This window comes from Delftia sp. JD2, assembly GCF_001682645.1.
Lineage (GTDB): Bacteria > Pseudomonadota > Gammaproteobacteria > Burkholderiales > Burkholderiaceae_C > Comamonas > Comamonas acidovorans.
Window position 1 is genome coordinate 107,201 of record NZ_LFJT01000011.1, and the last position, 18,097, is coordinate 125,297.

Below are 18,097 nucleotides of genomic sequence, written 5' to 3' on the forward strand. Positions count from 1 at the left end.
TCATCAGCGGTGCAATGGTTCTACAGCAGCGGCAAGGGCCGCGAGGGCTTGCGCACGCGGCGCGGGCGGCGGCTGGCGGCATCGGCCTCGGGGCCGTCGGTGGCCTGCAGCGAGAAATCCAGCGTACGGCGCACGGCGGCCGTATCCTCGTCCACGGCGGGGGGCTGGTCTGCCTTGGGTTTTTTCCGTGGACGCAGCGGCGGATCGGGCGGGACCAGGTCCTGCGTGCGCGGCTCGCTGGCTGCACCGCCGGCGTCTGCCGCCTCGTGCAGTTGGGCCAGCATGCGCGCGATGCGGTCGGCCAGGTGCTCGTTGGTGAGCTTTTCGCGAAAGCGCTCCACCATCAGCGGAAAGGCAAACGGGCTGGGCCGGCGCAGCGCGCTCACCACCAGCGTCTGCGCCTGCATGCGGCGCAGCGCGGCCAGCAGCTGGGCCACGTCCAGTTCCTGGCTCAGCACTTCCTCATCGGCCTGGCGCAGCAGCAGGTTCATGTCGTCGTACTTGCGAAAGACCTCGAAGAACAGCTGGGCCGAGGCCTGCAGCTGGCGCGCGCTGCGGCGCTCGCCCGGGTGGCTCTGGAAGATCAGGCCCGAGACGCGGGCGATCTCGCGGAAGCGCCGCCGCGCCATCTCGGTGGCGTTGAGGCTGGCCAGCACTTCGTGCAGCAGGGCATGGCGGGCGTCATCGCCCGCCAGGTGGGCGTCGTCGGCGGCCTGGTCCCAGTGGCGGTCGGCATTGGCGGTATTGCGCGTGGCGCCCGCCTCCGTGGCAGAGACACGTCCGGGCGCCGCCACGGCCTGCACCGGCTCGGCGCGCAGCAGTTCGGGCAGCATGGCGGCCCAGTCACGCTCGGTGGCGCTCAGCAGCTCCAGCCCGTAGTCGTTGACGGCGATGGAGAAGGTGCCCGTCTCGCCCTGCGCGGCGCGCCAGGCCAGCAGGCTGGCCAGCCCCGTATGTGCATGGCGGCCCGCAAAGGGGTAGAGGAACAGATGCCAGCCTTCGCGCGTGCGCAGGGTTTCGGCCAGCAGCGTGCCGGGCGTGGGCAGGGCCGACCAGCGCTGCTGCACCTCCAGCAAGGGGCGCACGCAGCGCAGCTCGGGCGAGTGGTAGTCGCCCGCTGCCGCCAGCGCCAATTGCTGCACCACGAAGTCGGCCAGCACGGTGGACAGCGGCATGCGCGCGCCCGCCCAGCGCGGCACGGTGGGCCGCGTTCTGGCGGCGCGGCGCACGTAGGCGGTCATGTCCTCGATGCGCACCAGCTCCAGCACCTGGCCCGCGAAGACAAAGGCATCGCCGGGCGACAGGCGCGACAGAAAGCTCTCTTCCATGCTGCCCAGCCGCGCGCCGTGCAGGATCTGCACGCTCATGCTGGCATCGCTGACGATGGTGCCGATGTTGGCGCGGTGCCTGCGCGCCAGCCGCGCGTCGGGCATGCGCCAGATGCCCTCCGCGTCGGGCCGCACGCGCTGGTAGTCGGGATAGGCGGCCAGCGAGGGGCCGCCCCGGTGCACGAAGTCCAGGCACCACTGCCAGACCGCAGGCGCCAGCCCGGCGTAGGCGACGGTGCGGCGCACTTCGGCATACAGCTCATCGGGCACGAAGCCGCCGCCCAGGGCCACGGTGGCCAGGTGCTGCACCAGCACGTCCACGGGCTGGCGGGGGCTGGCGCGCATTTCCACCTGCTGCGCGCGCACGGCGGCGCGGGCGGCGGCGGCCTCCACCAGTTCCAGGCTGTGCGTGGGCACCAGGGTGATGCGCGAGGGCCGGCCCGGCGCATGGCCCGAGCGGCCCGCGCGCTGCAGCAGCCGCGCAATGCCCTTGGCCGAGCCGATCTGCAGCACGCGCTCCACGGGCAGGAAGTCCACGCCCAGGTCCAGGCTGCTGGTGCAGACCACGGCCTTGAGCGTGCCGGCCTTGAGCCCGGCCTCCACCCATTCGCGCACACCCCGGTCCAGAGAGCCATGGTGTATGGCCAGCAGGCCGGCCCAGTCGGGCCGGGCCTCCAGCAGCGCCTTGTACCAGAGCTCCGCCTGCGAGCGCACATTCACAAAGACCAGGGTGGAGCCTGCCGTGGCCTCCAGCTCGCGCACCACGGCCGGCAGCATGGCCAGGCCCAGGTGGCCGGCCCAGGAAAAGCGCTCGGGCCGGTCGGGCAGCAAGGTGTCCACCACCAGGCGCTTGTCCACCTGGCCCTGGACCAGCACGCCGGGCCGCGGCTGGCCATGGTCGTCCAGGCCCAGCAGGGTCTGCATGGCTTCGTCCAGATTGCCCAGCGTGGCCGACATGCCCCAGACGCTCAGTTGCGGGCTCCAGCCGCGCAGCCGCGCCAGGGCCAGCTGCAGTTGCACGCCGCGCTTGTTGCCCAGCAGCTCGTGCCATTCATCGGCCACCACCAGGCGCACGGAGCCCAGGAGCTCGCGCGCATCGGCCCGCGCCAGCAGCAGGGACAGGCTCTCGGGCGTGGTGACCAGCACGGTGGGCAGCTGGCGCGACTGCGCGCTGCGCTCGGCGCTTCCCGTATCGCCCGTGCGTGCGCCCACGGTCCAGCGCGCCAGCGCGGGATGGCCCTGGGCCAGCGCCTCCAAGGGCGTCTGCAGCGCCTTGAGCGTGTCGGCCGCCAGGGCGCGCATGGGCGTGATCCACAGCACGGTCAGGGGCGCGGCGGCGGACTTTCTCCTGCTGGATGGGGCTTGGGCAGGGGCCTGGGCAGGCGCCTTGGAGGCCTGCGCAAAGGCCTGCAGCGCGCCCAGCCAGACCGCATAGGTCTTGCCTGCGCCCGTGGTGGCATGCAGCAGGCCGCTGTGGCCCTGGGCCAGCGCCTTCCACACGGCGCGCTGGAAGGCAAAGGGCTTCCAGCCCCGTGCGGCAAGCCAGGCGGTGGCGAGGGGGTGGGCGGAACGGGTGGCCATGGCGCGGTGCGTCAAGGGTTGATCAAGGGTCGGAATGCGGCAGCAGGGCCGCCAGCGTGTCGATGGAGTCGGCCTCCTGCACAGGCTTGTCCTCGCGCCAGCGCAGCATGCGCGGAAAGCGCACGGCAATGCCGCTCTTGTGGCGTGCGCTGCGCGCAATGCCCTCGAAGCCCAGCTCGAACACCAGGGTGGGCCGCACGCTGCGCACGGGGCCGAAGCTCTCCACCGTGGTCTTGCGGATGACGGCGTCCACGCGTGCCATTTCGGCATCGGTCAGGCCCGAATAGGCCTTGGCGAAGGGCACGAGGGCGCGGCCCTCGGTGCCGGGCGGCGCGTTCCAGACGGCAAAGGTGTAGTCGCTGTAGAGGCTGGCGCGACGGCCGTGGCCGCGCTGTGCGTAGATGAGCACGGCATCCACGCTCAGCGGATCGATCTTCCACTTCCACCACACGCCGCTGTCCTTGGTGCGGCCCACGCCGTAGGCGGCATCGCGGGCCTTGAGCATCATGCCCTCCACTCCCAGGGAACGGGCCTGCTCGCGCAGTTCGGCCAGGGCGGCCCAGCTGTCGCCTTGCAGCACGGGGCTGGCCAGCAGTGCCGGATGCGCCACGGCGGCCACCAGCTGCTCCAGCCTTGCGCGCCGTTCATGCTGGGGCAGCGCGCGCAGGTCCTGGCCGCCCTCCTCCAGCAAGTCATAGGCCAGCAGCACCACAGGCAGCTCGCGCAGCAGCTTGGGGCCCAGGGTCTTGCGGCCTATGCGCTTTTGCAGGTCGGCAAAGGGGCGCACATGGGCGGGCGCCTCGCCCTGCTGCGCGGCCCAGACGACGATCTCGCCGTCGATCACGGTGCCCGCAGGCAAGGCATCGCCCATGGCTTGCAGCTCGGGGAAGCGCTCGCTCACCAGTTCCTCGCCGCGCGACCAGATCCAGGTGCCCAGCGCGTCACCGCTGCCGCGCCGCACGATCTGGGCGCGTATGCCGTCCCACTTCCACTCCACCACCCATTGGGACGGCGGGCCGAGCACGGCGTCGAACTGCTCCAGCGGCAACTGCAGCGGATGGGCCAGGAAGAAGGGATAGGGGTGGCCGCGTGCTTCGCCCGAATGCGCGTCATCGCCCTCTTCCTCTCCCGCCACCAGCCGCAGGTAGTCGGCCGCCCCGGGCCGCGCGCCGATGTGGGTGTAGCCCATGAGCCGCTGGGCGATGCGCTTGGCATCCACCCCGCTGACGGCCGCCAGCGCCTGCGTGACCTGCAGCCGCGACACGCCGACCCGGAAAGCGCCGGTGATCAGCTTGAAGTAGACCAGCCGCTCATCGGCCGCCAGCCGTGCCCATTGCATGCGCACCGTGTCCGCCAGCGCCTCGGGCGCCATGCCGCGCAGCGGCAGCAGGTGGTCCGTGACCCAGGCGGCCAGGCCCAGGTCGTGCGCGTCACCGGGTGGCGGCAGCAGCAGCGCAATGGTTTCGGCCAGGTCGCCCACGGCCTCGTAGCTTTCGTCGAACAGCCATTCGGGCAGGCCGGCCGCCTCGCGCGCCAGCTCCTTCAAGACCTTGGTGGGCACCAGCTGGCGCGGCTTGCCGCCGGCCAGGAAATAGACGGCCCAGGCCGCATCGGCAGGCGCGGCGGCGCGCAGATAGGCCTGCAGCGCGGCCTGCTTGTCGCGGCTGGCGGTGCTGGCGTCCAGCGCGCGGTAGAGGGCGGCGAAATCCTTCATGGCGCGGGCGCCTCATCCGGTGCAGCCTGGGCGGCGGCAGCCTCGTCCTCATCGCCGTATTCGGTCTGGAAGGCTTGCGCATCCAGCCCCTGCTCGCGCAGCCAGCGCACCAGCACCGCCACGCTGCCATGCGTGACGAAGACACGCTCGGCGCCCGTGGCGCCTATGGCGTACTGCAGGCCGGGCCAGTCGGCATGGTCGGACATGACAAAGCCCCGGTCCACGCCACGGCGCCGGCGCGTGCCGCGCAGCTGCATCCAGCCGCTGGCAAAGGCATCGGCATGGCCGGGAAACCGGCGCATCCACGGCGTGCCCTGCGCCGAAGGCGGCGCCAGCACCAGGGCGGTCTTGAGCAGTTGTGCATCCACGCCGGGGTCGGTGACGCGCAGCGTGGGCGGCAGGTCCACGCCCGCTGCGCGGTACACGGCATTGAGCGGCTCCACCGCGCCGTGCACGACGATGGGGCCGATGCGGCGGTCCACCCCGTGCAGGATGCGCTGGGCCTTGCCGAAGGCATAGCACAGCAGCACCGAGGGCCGGCCCTGGGCGGCGTTGGCCTGCCACCAGGCGTTGATGTCGGCCATGAGCTCGGGCTGGCGGGGCCAGCGGTAGATGGGCAGGCCGAAGGTGGATTCGGTGATGAAGGTGTCGCAGCGCACGGGCTCGAAGGGGGTGCAGGTGCCGTCGGCCTCGGTCTTGTAGTCGCCCGAGGCCACCCAGACCTGGCCGCCATGCTCCAGCCGCACCTGGGCCGATCCCAGCACATGGCCGGCCGGGTACAGAGAGATGCGCACGCCGTGGTGATCGATGGCTTCGCCATACGGCAGGGTCTGCAGCGTGATGTCCGCCCCCAGCCGTGCGCGCAGCACGCCCTCGCTGTCGTCATGGGCCAGGTAATGGGCATGGCCGGCGCGCGCGTGGTCGGAGTGGCCATGCGTGATCACGGCCCGGTCCACGGGCCGCCAGGGGTCGATGTAGAAGTCGCCGGCCGCGCAGTACAGGCCTTCGGGGCGGGCCACGATCAGGTCGGCGGGCATGCGGAATCAGGGGCGGGAATGCTCATGGCCCCATGCTAGTGGGGCGGTCGCCGCGCGCACGCTGGCCCGGAGCGCGGCAGGCTGTCAGCCTGCACCTACCCGCGCAACGAATGACCGCAACCGGGCCGCAATCGGGCCGCAACCGCGACACAACCGGTCCGCAGGGCCGGTCAAATCGGGGAAGATAGCGCCCTCTCAACCCACACACATCCACACGCCTTCATGAACAACTCCGTCGTACGCATGTCCAATCTCTTCCTGCAGCTGGGCCTGGATGCCAGTGACCAGGCCATTGCCTATTTCATCCGCGCGCACCAGCTGGCCGCAGATGTGGATGTGGTGGATGCGCCCTACTGGAGCGATGCGCAGCGCCAGTTCCTGGCCGAGCAGCTCAAGGCCGATGCGTCGTGGTCCATCGTCGTGGACCAGCTCAGCGAGTCGCTGCACGAAGACGCGGTCAGGCAGCGCGCTGCCCGATAGCACGGGCAGTCAGGCCGCCAGCGGCTCGGGCACCGTGATGTCCACGCTGTGGCGGCCGTCCACGCTGGTGGCCACGGTGCCGGTCACGGTGACGCGGCGCACCACGCGGTGGGCATCGCCGTAGTCGTTGATGGCGTAGTGCTGCGTGGCGCGGTTGTCCCAGATGGCCACGTCGCCCTGCGCCCACTGCCAGCGCACGGTGTTCTCCAGCCGGATGATGCGTTCGTTGAACAGCTGCAGCAGCGCCGTCGATTCATTGGCGCGCAGGCCCTTGATGCGCTTGGCGAAGTGGCCCAGCAGCAGCGCCTTCTCTCCGGTCTCGGGGTGCACATGCACCAGCGGCTGCTCCGACTCGATGGTCTTGCGCGTGAACACCTTGCGGTAGCTGGCGCGGCCTGCGGTCTCGGTCTGGCTGGCCGCGTTGTGGCGGAAGTTCTCGGCGTAGTCGTAGTCGTTGCCATGCACGGCCCACAGCTGCTCGGCCAGTTGCCTGAGCGGCTCGGGCAGGCCCTCATAGGCGGCCACGGTATTGGCCCAGACGGTGTCGCCGCCATGGCCGGGCAGCGTGACGGCGCGCAGCACGCAGACCTTGGGAAAGGCCGCCTTGAAGGTGACGTCGGTATGCCAGGAATCGGCGCGGCCGCCATGCTGGGAATTGAGCTCCAGAAAGGCCGTGCCGTCCGGGGCAGGCACGGTGGGGTGCGATTCGATCTCGCCGAACAGCCGCCCGAAGGCCTGGTGCGATGCATCCGTCAGATGGTGCTGGCCCCGGAAGAACAGCACGCGGTGGCGCAGCAGGGCCGCATGGATCTGCGTGAACTGTTCGGCCGCCAGCTCGCCCGACAGCCTGGCGCCGTGGACCACGGCGCCTATGCGGCCGGACAGGGGCTGGATCTGCAGCGGCTGTTGCCGGTCCTGCTCCAGGTCTTGGGCCACGGTGCTCAGGTGGCTGGCTTCGGTGACAGCGTTCACGGCGTCTCTCCTCAGTGCTTGCATGGGTGGAAGCCCCCATGCTAGGAACCGCCCTGCCACGCCACAACGAAGCTTTTGGCGCATGGTTATGCGCAAGACAAGTGCATGCCAACCAGGGCCGTGCGCGTCACAAAACTGCAACAAGGAAGACGTAACATTCCTTAACAATTTTGCGATGTGCCTTCCATGGATGAGTCCCGCGCCTACCTGAGCGATTCCAGGCCACGTTTCCGCCCACCCAGCGCTGCGGACCTGTGTACCCCCGTTCCCTGCATGACCGCCGACGAGACCAACGAGAAGGTGCTCGAGGTCTTCACGCGCCACCGGGACCTGATCAGCCTGCCCGTGGTGGAGGGCAACCGCCCCATCGGCCTGATCAACCGCAGCATCTTCCTGTCCCAGTTCAGCAAGCCCTTTCGCATGGAGCTGTACGGCAAGAAGAGCTGCATCGCCTTCATGGACAAGGAGCCGCTGGTGGTCGATGCCTCCACCGACATAGACACCCTGACCGTGAAGACCGTGGAGTACGGCGAAAAGGCGCTGACCGATGGCTTCATCATCACGCGCGACGGCCTGTTCGCGGGCGTGGGCAACGGTCTGCAGCTGATGCGCGCGGTGGCGGACATGCAGGTGGCACGCAACCGCCAGATCATGCACAGCATCGAATACGCCAGCGTGATCCAGCAGTCGCTGCTGCGCAGCTCGCGCGAGGCCCTGGCCCGCGCCTGCCCCGGCGCCGACCTGGTCTGGGAGCCGCGCGATGTGGTCGGCGGCGACTTCTACCAGTTCAGCCAGGACGGTGACGGCTGGTTTGCCACCGTGGCCGATTGCACGGGCCACGGCGTGCCCGGCGCCTTCATGACGCTGATCGCCACCAGCAGCCTGAGCCAGGCCATCAAGGAGCACGGCCCGCGCGACCCGGCCGCGCTGCTGGGCCAGGTGAACCGCAGCGTCAAGCAGATGCTGGGCCAGCTCGACGGCAAGGATGGCACGCCGGGCTCCGACGACGGGCTGGACGCGGCCTGCTTCTGGTTCGAGCCCGCGCACCGGCGCCTGCGCTTTGCAGGCGCGCGCCTTGCGCTGTTCGTGCTGCGCCCCGGCGCCGAGGCGGTGGAGGTGCTCGATGGCCAGCGCAAGGGCGTGGGCTATGTGGACAGCGAGTTCGACTTCGCCTGGAACAACATCGACCTGGAGCTGCCCGCCGCCACCCTGGTCTTCATCACCACCGACGGCCTGATCGACCAGGTCGGCGGCCCGCGCGGCATCACCTTCGGCAAGAAGCGCGTGCGCGAGCTGCTGCTGGAGCAGGCAGGCCGCACGCCCGCCGAGATCAACCGCGCCCTGCTGGCCGCCCTGCAGGCCTGGCAGGGCGAGCACCACCGCCGCGACGACCTGACCTTTTTCTGCTTCAGAACCTGAATGCCTCCCATGCCCTCCGCACAGATCGCCGACAAGTACGGCAGCTTCTTCCACCTGGCGCGCCAGCACCAGGTGATCTTCTACTACGTGGGCTACTTCTCGCAGAACATCGTCGCGGCCATGGCCGAGGCCGTGCGGCTGCAGCTGGAAGTGGCCGGCGTGCCGGGCCCCACGCGGCGCAAGCTGTTCTCGTCCTTTGTCGAGATGGCGCAGAACATCATCCATTACTCGGCCGATGCCCTGACCCCGCCCCACCAGGACGATGGCGAGCTGCGCCACGGCGCGGTCTGCATCCGCCGCGAGGACGACGGCAGCTTCGTGCTGCTGTGCGCCAACCCCATCGAGCCGGGCATGGGCGAGGCGCTGCGCGCCAAGCTCGACACCCTGCGCAGCATGACGCTGGACGAGATCAAGAAGGCCTGCCGCCAGTCGCTGCGCGATGACGCGCCCGAAGGCAGCAAGGGCGCGGGCATGGGTTTCCTGACCCTGGCCCGCGATGCGCGCGAGCCGCTGCAGTTCGACTTCGATCCCGCCCAGACCGTGGACGGCCGGTCCGTCTTCTACCTGAAAGCCACGCTCTGAGCCGTCGCTCCGGCACCAGGCCTGGATAGGCCCGGCCCGCAGGCACGGACAACGCACCGAGATCACGCATGGACAACCTCTACATCGCACCGACTCCCAGTTCCCCGGAAGTGGACTTCCAGTTCGACACGCACACGCTGCACCTGCGTGGCGAGTCCTATCCCGAGAACGCCGCCGCCTTCTACGGCGGCATCCTGGCCCGCCTCAAGGACTACCTGGCCCAGCCGCAGCCGGCGCAGCAGCAGGCGCGCATCGAGGTGCACATCGCGCTGGCCTACTTCAACAGCTCCAGCACCAAGATGCTGTTCAACCTGATCGAGGCACTGAGCGGCGCCGCCGAGGCCGGCCGCCCCGTGGCCCTGCACTGGTACCACGACGAGGAAGACGACACCATCTGCGAATTTGGCGAGGAGCTGCGCGACGACTTTCCCGCCATCGCCTTCACCGGCCACCCCGTGAAGGCGGCGTGATGGACACCGTGGCCGCTCCCGCGGACCTCTTCGATGCCGAGCACCAGGCCCTTTTGGCGGCCCGCGCCGCCCATGACCGGGGTGAAGAAGCCGGCGCCCAGGCCTGCCACCAGGCCCTGGGCGTGCTGCTGACCGCCTATGAGCGCCTGCTGCGCGAAACACGCCGGCTGGTGCGCCGCAGCGACCGGGCCGAGCTGGAGATGACCCAGCTCAACCAGCGCCTGCAGGAGCTGGCCGGCGAACTGGAATACCGCGCCACGCACGACCCGCTGACCGGCGTGCTCAACCGCGCGGCCATCATCGAGCGCGTGAACCGCCACTTCACCCAGCAGGGGCTGGCCCTGATCGTGCTGGACATAGACCACTTCAAGCGCGTGAACGACAGCTTCGGCCACCCCGTGGGCGACAGCGTGATCCTGGGCGTGGTGCGCTGCCTCAAGGCCGCCGTGCCGGCCACGGCCCACATCGGCCGCGTGGGCGGCGAGGAATTCACCGTGCTGCTGCCCCAGCACGACAGCGACGGCGCCGTGTGCGTGGCCGAGCAGGTGCGCGCCGCCATCGAGGCCCATCCCTTCGGCCTGCCCGACGCCAGCTGCATCACGGCCAGCTTCGGCGTGAGCTGGCGCCCGAGCGGCGGCCGCTTCGACGACGCCTACAGCCTGGCCGACGAGGCGCTGTACGCCGCCAAGCGCAGCGGGCGCAACCAGGTCGTGCGCGCGGCAGACCATGCCACGGCCTGAGCGGCGCGGACACGGACAGGGCTGAGGCATGAGTTTCGTGATGCGCGCACGGGCGCCCAGGGCGCCCGCCCCTGCTTCCGCCCTCCTGCAGCCGGCTCTGCAGCCGCCCCCGCCATCGCCCGTGCCCGGGCCTGAATGGCGGGTGCTGATCGTGGACAGCGACCCCGACGTACACGCCGCATTCCGCCTGGCGCTGGAAGGCCACACCCTGTTCGGCCGGCCGCTGGTGTTCCTCTACGCCCGCTCCGGCACACAGGCGCGCAACCTGCTGCGCAGCGAGCAGGACCTGGCCGTGGTGGTGCTCGACGCCGTGACCGATGGCACGGGCGCCGGGCTGGACCTGGTGGACTTCATCCGCTACACGGCCGGCCTGCGCAACAGCCGCATCGTGCTGCGCACCGGCCGCCCGGGCCAGGCGCCCGATCTGGAAACCCTGCTGCGCTACGACATCAACGACTGCCGCACCAAGACCGAACTCACGCCCGACCGGCTGCTGGCCATCGTGGTGACCGCCGTGCGCTCCTACGAGCAGCTGTGCGCCATCGAGGCCAACCGCCGCAGCCTGGAGCTGATGGTGCGCTCCAGCGCCTCGCTGCTGGAGGAAACCAATCTGCACGCCTTCGCGCGGGGCGTGATCACCCAGCTGGCCACCTTGCTGGGCGTGGCCAGTGAAGGACTGGTCTGCTCGGAGGGCACGCACCCGGCCGAGCCCTACCGCGTGCTCGCGGCCACGGGGCCATTCGCCCGGCTCATCGACCAGCCCATCGCCACCGTGCTGGCCTCGCGCGGGCTGCGCCTGCTGCGCCAGGCGCTGCAGACCCGCCGCAACATCTACGGCGTGCAGCGCGGCGTGGCCCTGTACATAGGCCGGGGCGACGAGCAGGACATGGCCGTCTTCATCGATGCGCCAGCCTCGCACAGCGCACTGGACCGCCAGCTGCTCGAAGTCTTCTGCGCCAACCTGCGCACGCTGCTGCACAACCGCGGCCTGCTGGAGCGCCTGCACCAGTCCGCCTACTTCGACCCCCTGGTCTGCCTGCCCAACCGCGCCCACTTCGTGGAAAAAGTGGACGAATGCGTGTGGCGCGGCACGCGTGACCATGTGCTGGCCCTGGTGGACATCGACGACTTCAGCGCCACCAACGACGTGATGGGCCACCGCTTTGGCGACCGCCTGCTCGAAGCCATGGCCCGCCGCCTGGCCAGCGCGCTGCCCGCAGGCGTGCTGCTGGCGCGCGTGGGATCGGACACCTTCGGCATCCTGGGCCCCACCGACGAGGTGGCCCTGGCCCAGTTGCTGGACTGCGCCCGACAGCCGCTGGCCGTGGACGGCGTGCCGCACAAGGTCTCGCTGACCTGCGGCTACGTGTACCTGCCCCATGAACGCCAGGCCGGCACCGACCTGGTCAAGGACGCCACCATCGCCCTCAAGCGCGCCAAGCGCGATCACCGCGGCCAGCTGCTGGAGTACTCCGAGCAGATGGGCATGGAGGCGCGCGACCGCGCCCTGCTGCTGTCCGACCTTCGCGCCGCCATCGACGGCGCCCAGCTTTTCCTGGTCTACCAGCCCCAGGTGGACCTGGAAACCCATGCCCTGGTCGGCCTGGAGGCCCTGCTGCGCTGGCGCCGGCAGGACGGCAGCTTCGTGCCGCCCGACCGCTTCATTCCGGTAGCCGAACATTCGGGCCTCATCGTGCCGCTGGGCCAATGGGTGCTGGCCACGGCCTGCCGCACCATGCGCGAACTGCTGGACGCCGGCCGCGCCCCCAGGCGCATGGCCGTCAATGTCTCCACCGTGCAGCTGCAGGACCCGGGCTTTCTGCAGACCGTGAGCAACGCCCTGGCAGAGCACGGCCTGCAGGGCGCGCAGCTGGAGCTGGAGATCACCGAATCCGTCGCGGTCCTGCCCACCCAGCTGCTGCAGGCCACGCTCAGCGCTCTGCGCACGCTGGGCGTGACCATTGCCATCGACGACTTCGGCACCGGCTACTCCTCCCTGAGCTACCTGGAGCGCCTGCCGCTGGACCGCATCAAGATCGACCGCAGCTTCGTGCGCCAGCTTGGCGAATCACAGGAGGCGCGCATCGCCGAAATGATCGCCCAGCTGGGCCGCAAGCTCGGCTTGCAGGTCCTGGCCGAAGGCATAGAGGACGCCAGCGCCTGGCAGGCCCTGCGCGCCATGGGCTGCCAGGAGGGACAGGGCTATCACATTGCCCGGCCCATGGACAAGGCGCAGTTGCTGGGCTGGCTGCACCGGCGCACTGGCGCACCGGAGTGAATGGCGCGCCGGAGTGAATGGCGCACCGGAGTGAAGGGGCCCCGTCGCCCATTCACGGCAGATGGGGCGCTATCACCTCGGCCAGCAGGCCGAAGCTGTGGCGGATCTCCTGCTCCGTCACGGCACCGTAGCCCAGCACCAGGCCCCGGGCCGGATCGGGCCTGAGCGAGTACAGGGACAGCGGCCGCGTGAGAACGCCCAGCTTGCGTGCCTGCCGCGCAATGGCGTCATCGTCCGAGCCGGGGGGCAGTCCCAGCACCAGGTGCAGCCCCGCGTCTCCGCCCTGCACGGTTACCGCCGTGCCCAGGCGCTGGCCTATCTCGTCGATGAGCACGCGCCGGCGCTCGCCGTAGACCTGGCGCATGCGGCGGATGTGGTTGACATAGTGGCCCTGCCGCATGAACTGCGCCAGCACGATCTGCTGCATGATCTGCCCCTCCCGGAACAGCTCGCTCAGCGCGCGCGCAAAGCTGTCGGCCAGGTCGCTGGGCAGTACGAGGTAGGCCAGACGCAGCGATGGAAACATGGTCTTGGAGAAGGTGCCCAGGTAGATCACGCGGCCGTGCTCGTCCAGGCCCTGCAGCGCCGGCAGCGGGCGCGAGGTGAAGCGGAACTCGCTGTCGTAGTCGTCCTCGACGATCCAGACCCGCTGGGCCACCGCGTAGTCCAGCAGCTGGCGCCTTCGGCCATGGCCCATGAGCACGCCGCTGGGGTACTGGTGCGAGGGCGAGATGAACATCAGCCGCGGCGGTGTCTTCAGTTGCTGCGGCGTGGGCGCCAGGCCCTCGCCGTCCAGCGCGATGGGCTGCAGTTGCAGGCCGGCCATGCGGAACACGCTGCGTGCGCCCCAGTAGCCGGGGTCCTCCAGCCAGGCGGTGTCGCCAGGATCGGCCAGCAGCTGGGAAATCAGGTGCAGCGCCTGCTGGGCGCCGCTGGTCACCAGGATCTGGTCCGCGCTGCAGGCCACGCCGCGCGTGCCCTGCAAGTGCTCGGCAATGGCTTCGCGCAGCGCGGGATGGCCCGCACCCGTGGCATAGCTCAGTTGCAGCGGGTTGTGATCGCGCCAGGCCTGGGCGTGCAGGCGGCTCCATAGCGCGGCCGGAAACTGGCGCAGCTCGGGCACTCCCGGCGCGAACGCGCCCCACTGCAGATGGCTGGCCCGCGCCCCGCCCACGATGGCGCTGCCGCGCCGCGACAGCGGCGTGCCACGGCGGCGCGGCAACGGCGGCTGGCTCACGAAGGCCGGCGCCACCTCGGCCACATAGGTGCCCCGCCCCACGCCGGCCTGCACCAGGCCCTCCAGCGCCAGTTGCTCATAGACCTGGACGATGGTGTTGCGCGCAATGCCCAGCGTCTGCGCCAGCTCGCGGCTGGTGGGCAGCCGCGAGCCCGCCGGCAGGGCCTTGCGCAGGATGCCTTCCTTGACGATGCGGTAGAGCTGGCGGTGGTTGTACTCGGCATCGCTACGTTGGAAATGCCGATTGACAAAGTCCGGCAGCGTGGAGTTTCCAACGCGGGAAATTGGTTCTCTCTTGTTCACGGTATTTGGTTCTTTTGTTGGGATCAATGTGAACATAGACTCGCCCCCATGTATAGCTATCGAAGGCGTGAAAGCCGAATATTTTTTCAATGATCCGCCTCCAGACACTTCAAAGACCCGTGCCTATCGCCCGGTTCCATTCGCCCCTCAGTCAGCCTATGTCCTTGAAGTTGAAAGCTTTTCGTTGCGGCACCCTGCCGGCCCGGCAAGCCGCCTGCCAGGAGGTGCAGCCATGAGCACGGCCACCACCTTCGGCATTGCCGGCGTCCAGATGGAGGTTTGCGCCTTCGACAGCAACCTGGAGCGCATGGCCGGCTACCTGCGCCACATCCGCTCGCGTTTTCCCTGGGTCCGCATGGTGCTGTTCTCCGAGCTGGCGGCGCTGGGCCCCAAGCACGACAGGGCCGAGCCGCTGCCCGGCCCCACCGAGGACCGGCTGTGCGGGCTGGCCCGGGAAACCGGCCTGTGGCTGATTCCCGGCTCGCTGTTCGAGAGCGTGGCCGGCCCCGATGGCACGGTGGTCTACAACACCGCGCCCGTCATCAACCCGCAGGGCGAGGTCGTCACGCGTTTTCGCAAGCTCTTCCCCTTCAGGCCCTATGAGCGCGATGTGGCCGGCGGCACCGGCTTTTGCGTGTTCGACGTGCCTGGCGCGGGCCGTTTCGGCGTGTCCATCTGCTACGACATGTGGTTTCCGGAAACCACGCGCACGCTGGTGGCCATGGGCGCCGAGGTGATCCTGCACCCCACCATGACGGACACCATCGACCGCGATGTGGAGCTGTGCATCGCACGCGCCTCGGCCGTCACCAACCAGGTCTATTTCTTCGATGTGAACGGCGTGGGCGACGGCGGCGTGGGCCGCTCCATCATCGTGGACCCCTCGGGCTACGTGCTCCACCAGGCCGACAGCGGCGCCCAGATCATGCCCATCGAGGTCGACTTCGCCCGGCTGCGGCACGAGCGCGAACACGGCCTGCGCAGCAACCTGGGCCAGCCGCTCAAGAGCTTCCGCGACCGCGACTGCGATTTCACCGTCTACCGCAAGGACGGCACCGACTTCCCCTACCTGCACAGCCTGGGAGCACTGGACAAGCCCCAATGACCTGACACGCCCTTTTCCCAGCGATCGACATCACGAGCACCACAAAGCCGCAAGCCACCGGGCGATGCGGCAAAAAACCAGGAGACAACGATGACATCTCGCCCCCCGACCGAAACGCGCGCCCGTGCCTCCCTCAGCCGCCACCGCAGCGTCTGGGAAATGCGTGCCGATGGCTGGATCAGCCTGGTGGACGATCTCAGCCGGCTGGCCATCCTGGCGCCCGAGCACCCCGAGCGTGCCAGCCGCCTGGCCCATGTGCAGACCATCATCGACGCGCTGGCCCCGGTCGAAAGCTACTGGGCCTTTCCCGGGGGCCGGGTCTTCGGTGAGCTGTGCCAGTGGATAGAGCGCGAGGAGCTGGCGCGCGCCCACCAGGCGGCGCGGCGCATCCACCGCGTGCTGGCTGCGCGCACCTACCGCCATGACGCCAACACGCTGGACAACGACAACGAGCTGCCCTCGCAGATAGAGACCGACAGCGAGCGCCAGGCACAGCTGACGCGGCCTTACTTCGAGGTGCTGATCGTCGATGAGATGTCGGCCAGCGAGGAAGACGCGCTGCGCCGCCGCGTGCAGCGCAAGCGCAGCGCCGACGATGATTTCGTGTTCGACATCGTGGTGGTGCCCAGCTTCGAGGACGCGCTGATCGCCACCCTGGTCAACTTCAACCTGCAGGCCGTGGTGATACGCCATGGCTTTCCATTCCGCTCGGTCAACAGGAACGGCATGCTGCGCCGCTTCCTGGAAGGCATGGACGACAACAGCGAGGCCATGCCCGAGTTCGAGCGCGGCCCGCTGCTGGGCCGCCAGATCGCGCAGCTGCGCCCCGAGCTGGACCTGTACCTGGTCACCGATGTCAGCGTCGAGGAGATCGCCGCGCGCGTGGGCGAGGTCTTCAAGCGCATCTTCTTCGGCGAGGAAGACCACATCGAGCTGTACAGCGCCATCATGAAAGGCGTGGGCGAGCGCCACAGGACGCCCTTCTTCCACGCGCTGCGCGACTACGCCAAGCAGCCCACGGGCGTGTTCCATGCGCTGCCGCTGGCGCGCGGCAAGTCCATCATGAACAGCAACTGGATCGGGGACCTGGCCCAGTTCTACGGCATGAACCTGTTCATGGCCGAGACCTCGGCCACCTCGGGCGGGCTGGACTCGCTGCTGGACCCCGTGGGCCCGCTCAAGCTGGCCCAGGAGTACGCGGCCCGCGCCTTCGGCGCCAGGCGCACCTACTTCGCCACCAACGGCACCTCCACCTGCAACAAGATCGTGGTTCAGGCCCTGGTGCGGCCCGACGACATCGTGCTGGTGGACCGCAACTGCCACAAGTCCCACCACTACGGCCTGGTGCTGGCCGGCGCCCAGGTGGCCTACCTGGACTCCTATCCGCTGGACCAGTACTCCATGTACGGCGCCGTGCCGCTGCGCCACATCAAGGAGACCCTGCTGGGCTTTCGGCGCGCGGGCACGCTGGAGCGCGTGCGCATGGTGCTGCTGACCAACTGCACCTTCGACGGCATCGTCTACGACGTGGAGCGCGTGATGACGGAATGCCTGGCCATCAAGCCCGACCTGGTCTTCCTCTGGGACGAGGCCTGGTTCGCCTTCGCGCGCTGCCATCCCATCTACCGCCCGCGCACGGCCATGGCCAGCGCCGCCAAGCTGTGCGAGACCTTCAAGGACCCGGCCTACGCCAGGCGCCACGCCGAGTTCGCCGCCAGCATCGACTGGGAGGACGACCAGCAGTTGCTGGAGACCCGCCTGATCCCCGACCCCGCCAAGGCCCGCATCCGGGTCTACGCCACGCATTCCACGCACAAGACGCTGACGGCGCTGCGCCAGGGCTCGATGATCCATATCTGGGACCAGGACTTCAAGGACAAGGCCGAGGAGTCCTTCCACGAGGCGTACATGACGCACACCTCGACCTCGCCCAACTACCAGATCCTCGCCTCGCTGGACGTGGGCCGCCGCCAGGTGGAACTGGAGGGCTACGAGCTGATCCAGCGCCAGCTGGAGCTGGCCATGAGCCTGCGCGAGCAGGTGCTGCACCACCCCCTGCTCAGGCGCTACTTCCGCTTCCTGCGCATCGGCGACCTGGTGCCGCTGGCCTACCGCGAGTCGGGCGTGGACAACTACTACAACGACGAGACGGGCTGGGACAACCTGGAGGTGGCATGGCGCAGCGACGAGTTCGTGCTCGACCCCAGCCGCGCCACCCTGGTCATCGGCACCACGGGCATGGACGGCGACACCTTCAAGAACAAGGAGTTGATGGACAGGTACGGCATCCAGATCAACAAGACCTCGCGCAACACCGTGCTGTTCATGACCAACATCGGCAGCACGCGCTCTGCCATCGCCTACCTGATCGAGGTGCTGATCAAGATTGCCCGCGACGTGGACGCCCGCGTGGCCGACCTGAGCGCCATCGAGCGGCGCATCCATGAAAGGCGCGTGCGCTCGCTCACGCTGGAGCAGCCGCCGCTGCCCAATTTCTCCAGCTTCCACTTCGCCTTCCGGGGCCGCAGCGTCGAAGGCCGCGCAGGCACGCGCGACGGCGACATCCGCAGCGCCTTCTTCCTCTCGTACGACGACACCAACTGCGAATACATCGACATGGCCGAGGCCGCGCGCGCCATCGCCGAGGGGCGCGAGCTGGTGTCCGCGCTCTTCGTCATCCCCTACCCGCCGGGCTTTCCCATCCTCGTGCCCGGGCAGGTGATCAGCGCCGAGATCCTGCAGTTCATGGCCGCGCTCGATGTGCGCGAGATCCACGGCTTCCGGCCCGAGCTGGGCTTTCGCATCTTCAGCCGGGCCGCGCTGGACCGCGCCGCCCAGGCCACGGCCGCGC

13 protein-coding genes are annotated in these 18,097 nt (G+C 69.4%); 8 read left to right on the forward strand and 5 right to left on the reverse strand.

From position 1 onward, the window contains the following. Positions 1–20: 20 nt before the first annotated feature. Genes ACM14_RS08665 through ACM14_RS08675 form a run of 3 tightly spaced genes read right to left on the reverse strand, consistent with a single transcriptional unit; the run spans position 21 to position 5,660 of the window. On the reverse strand, positions 21–2,909 hold the full coding sequence (locus ACM14_RS08665; RefSeq protein ID WP_065345945.1) for a ligase-associated DNA damage response DEXH box helicase: 2,889 nt from the start codon (positions 2,907–2,909) through the stop codon (positions 21–23). Positions 2,910–2,931: 22 nt separating this feature from the next. Then, positions 2,932–4,623: an ATP-dependent DNA ligase gene (locus ACM14_RS08670; RefSeq protein WP_065345931.1), complete on the reverse strand. Its 1,692-nt coding sequence runs from the start codon at positions 4,621–4,623 to the stop codon at positions 2,932–2,934. Next, complete coding sequence (locus ACM14_RS08675) at positions 4,620–5,660, reverse strand: ligase-associated DNA damage response exonuclease (RefSeq protein WP_065345932.1); 1,041 nt, start codon at positions 5,658–5,660, stop codon at positions 4,620–4,622. The genes ACM14_RS08670 and ACM14_RS08675 overlap by 4 nt, the downstream gene beginning before the upstream one ends. 222 nt (positions 5,661–5,882) lie before the next feature. Here ACM14_RS08675 and ACM14_RS08680 point away from each other — a divergent pair, with 222 nt between their 5' ends. Next, a complete protein-coding gene (locus tag ACM14_RS08680; RefSeq protein WP_065345933.1) occupies positions 5,883–6,140 on the forward strand; it encodes a DUF2789 domain-containing protein in 258 nt (85 codons plus the stop codon). Positions 6,141–6,149: 9 nt separating this feature from the next. On the opposite strand, the gene ACM14_RS08685 is transcribed toward ACM14_RS08680, so the two are convergent. Then, positions 6,150–7,076, reverse strand: a complete 927-nt coding sequence (locus ACM14_RS08685; protein WP_333906981.1) for a TauD/TfdA family dioxygenase — start codon at positions 7,074–7,076, stop codon at positions 6,150–6,152. Between the two features lie 222 nt (positions 7,077–7,298). On the opposite strand from ACM14_RS08685, the gene ACM14_RS08690 reads away from it, so the two are divergent. From ACM14_RS08690 to ACM14_RS08710, 5 genes are all read left to right on the forward strand, one after another. Then, the gene (locus ACM14_RS08690) at positions 7,299–8,531 is read left to right on the forward strand and encodes a SpoIIE family protein phosphatase (RefSeq protein ID WP_065345935.1); all 1,233 of its coding nucleotides are present in this window, start codon (positions 7,299–7,301) and stop codon (positions 8,529–8,531) included. Between the two features lie 9 nt (positions 8,532–8,540). Further along, on the forward strand, positions 8,541–9,113 hold the full coding sequence (locus ACM14_RS08695) for a SiaB family protein kinase (RefSeq protein ID WP_175403257.1): 573 nt from the start codon (positions 8,541–8,543) through the stop codon (positions 9,111–9,113). Positions 9,114–9,181: 68 nt separating this feature from the next. Next, positions 9,182–9,583: a DUF1987 domain-containing protein gene (locus ACM14_RS08700; RefSeq protein WP_012204882.1), complete on the forward strand. Its 402-nt coding sequence runs from the start codon at positions 9,182–9,184 to the stop codon at positions 9,581–9,583. After that, entirely contained in the window at positions 9,583–10,323 is a 741-nt protein-coding gene (locus ACM14_RS08705; protein WP_012204881.1) for a GGDEF domain-containing protein, read from the forward strand. The genes ACM14_RS08700 and ACM14_RS08705 overlap by 1 nt, the downstream gene beginning before the upstream one ends. 28 nt (positions 10,324–10,351) lie before the next feature. After that, positions 10,352–12,601 carry a bifunctional diguanylate cyclase/phosphodiesterase gene (locus tag ACM14_RS08710; protein WP_065345937.1) on the forward strand — a complete coding sequence of 750 codons (2,250 nt, stop codon included), beginning with the start codon at positions 10,352–10,354 and terminating at the stop codon, positions 12,599–12,601. 52 nt (positions 12,602–12,653) lie between these two features. Here ACM14_RS08710 and ACM14_RS08715 read toward each other — a convergent pair whose 3' ends face one another. Then, complete coding sequence (locus ACM14_RS08715) at positions 12,654–14,141, reverse strand: PLP-dependent aminotransferase family protein (RefSeq protein WP_368072933.1); 1,488 nt, start codon at positions 14,139–14,141, stop codon at positions 12,654–12,656. A gap of 232 nt (positions 14,142–14,373) precedes the next feature. Between ACM14_RS08715 and ACM14_RS08720 the strand changes: the two genes are divergently transcribed. After that, entirely contained in the window at positions 14,374–15,246 is an 873-nt protein-coding gene (locus ACM14_RS08720; RefSeq protein ID WP_065345938.1) for a carbon-nitrogen hydrolase family protein, read from the forward strand. 90 nt (positions 15,247–15,336) lie between these two features. Then, positions 15,337–18,097 (forward strand): aminotransferase class I/II-fold pyridoxal phosphate-dependent enzyme (locus tag ACM14_RS08725; RefSeq protein WP_065345947.1); only part of this gene is annotated, 2,761 nt, incomplete at its 3' end.